2 protein-coding genes are annotated in these 2,413 nt (G+C 56.8%); both read left to right on the top strand.

The window, feature by feature from the left end:
• Positions 1-128: hypothetical protein (locus tag BG52_RS16750; protein ID WP_223298912.1), on the top strand; the 128-nt coding region annotated here is incomplete at its 5' end.
• Positions 129-240: 112 nt separating this feature from the next.
• Positions 241-2,413: exonuclease domain-containing protein (locus BG52_RS03975; RefSeq protein WP_036666863.1), on the top strand; the 2,173-nt coding region annotated here is incomplete at its 3' end.

A 2,413-nucleotide genomic window follows, 5' to 3' on the forward strand; every position in this document is an offset into this window, starting at 1 on the left:
GTCAGGTGAAGGAAGAGACGGGGGCAACAAGCCGCAACATTCCGTTCCAGCCGACCGCGCATCAGGAGTCCTGCCTCGTTTGCGGCGATAAGGCGGCGCACACGGTAGTTTTCGCGAGAGCGTATTGATGATAGAATAATAGCAACGGGGACTCCCCCAAAAGTGTATGTCGCTTTTGGGGGAATTGTTTTTTGGAATTGATTTCGGATTTCTTTGGGGTTATCCATGGGGAGGACAGGCATGAGCAGCACGGGGGAGAAACGCCAACGGTTCGAGCTGCTGTTGAGGCTTGCGAACGTGGCGGACGATGTGATACTTACCTATTTTTCGGACGGATACATCGACCATGTCGCCGTGAACGCGACGAACCGGGAATGGACGTTTTGCATCCGCAAAACGTCCTTGCTTCCTTACAAGATATACCGGATGTTCTGCGAGAGCGTCCGGTCGAAGCTCGGCCATATTGCCGACATCGCCTTTGTGTTCGATTACGATCCGGAGGTCGGAACGCATGAGGTCGCGCATGCCTATTGGGAGCATTTCGTCGAATGGGCGACGACGGAGATGGTGTCGGTAAACGGCTGGCTCGGCAAGGCGCGGCTGGAAGCGGAGCGCGATCTGCTGACGTTGATCCTGTTGGACAATATGGGGCTCGAGCTGGCGCGCAAGAAAAAAGTCGACGAGGCTGCGGTGCGGTTTTTCGAGCGCCATTTCAAGCGGACGTGCAAGATCAAGATGACCGTTGGCGAAGCCGGCGAATCGCGGCAGGAAGTGTATGAGGCGTTCAACCAGAAGCGGGAGCAGGAGGAGCGCGAGGTCGTTCAGGCGATGATGGCAAGCGGCGTATCGGAAGCCGCGCCCGCCTCGGGCCCCGAGAACGAGCGTCTGATTGTCGGCTATGACATCCGCGAGGAGCCCGTGCCGATCATGCGGGTGACGGAAGAGGAGAAGAAGGTGACCGTGCAGGGCGCCGTTTTCGGCCTTGAGCAGAAGGAGCTTCGCAACGGAAGCACGCTTTTCACGTTCAACGTCACCGATTTCTCCGATTCGATCATGATGAAAATGTTCGCCAAGACGAAGGAGGATGTAAAAATCCTCAGCCTGCTGTCCAACGGCAAATGGATTCGGGCCCGCGGACGCGTTGAGTACGATCGGTTCATGACGGAGCCCGAGCTTGTCATGATGCCGAACGATCTTCACGAGGTCATGTCCCCTCCCGACCGGAAGGACGATGCGGAGGAGAAGCGGGTGGAATTCCACCTGCACACGACGATGAGCACGATGGACGCGGTAACGCCGGTCGACGCTTATATCAAGACTGCGGCCAAATGGGGCCATCCCGCGATCGCCGTGACGGACCACGCCAACGTGCAATGTTATCCGGATGCGTTCAAGGCGGCCAAAAAGAACGGCATCAAGGTGCTGTTCGGCATCGAAGCGAATGTCGTCAACGACGCGGTGCCGTTGGTGCTGAATCCGCGCGAGCAGGACCTGCAGACCGGCGAATACGTCGTGTTCGACATCGAGACGACCGGCCTGTCGATCATCAACAGCAAGATCATAGAGCTTGCCGGCGTCCGGATGCGCGAAGGAAAAGAAATCGAACGGTTTGAGACGTTCATCAACCCGCACGAGAAAATTCCTTACCATATTCAGCAGTTGACGAACATTACGGACGATATGGTGAAGGATGCGCCGGAGCTCGAGCCGAAGCTGCGCGAGTTTATCGCATTTATCGGCGATTCCGTGCTGGTGGCGCACAATGCCCGGTTCGATATCGGCTTCATTCAGGCGAACTGCAAGGCGCTCGGTCTGCCTGAGGTGACGAATCCGGTGCTCGATACGCTGGAACTGGCCCGCTTCATCCATCCATCGCTCAAAAATCATCGGCTCAATACGCTGGCGGATAAGTATAAGGCCAATCTGGAGAGCCATCACCGGGCGATCGACGATTCCGTCGCGCTCGGAGGCGTATTGTTCGGTCTGATCGGCGACGCGGCGGCGCGCAGCATTACCGGTCTTCACCAGCTGAACGATTACGTGGGCTTAGATTTCTCTAACTCGCGTCCTTTTCATTGCAATATATATGCGCTCAACGCGACGGGCAAAAAAAACCTGTTCAAGCTCATATCGATGTCGCACACCGAATATTTCAAGCGGGTTGCGTGCATCCCGAAGTCGAAGCTGGTCGAGCTGCGCGAGGGGCTTCTCGTCATTTCCGGCTGCGAGAAGGGCGAGTTTTTCGAGACGGTGCTGAACAAGACCATGGACGAAGCCGAGGATACGGCGCAATTCTATGACGTGCTGGAAATCCAGCCGGTCGACTTCTACATGCATTTGGTCGAGAAAGGGTTCGTCGGCAGCCGAGCGGAGATCGAACAAGCGCTGCGGCGGGTATGCCAGATCGGCGACA

The organism is Paenibacillus darwinianus (assembly GCF_000598065.1).
Classification (GTDB): Bacteria; Bacillota; Bacilli; order Paenibacillales; family Paenibacillaceae; genus Paenibacillus_I; species Paenibacillus_I darwinianus.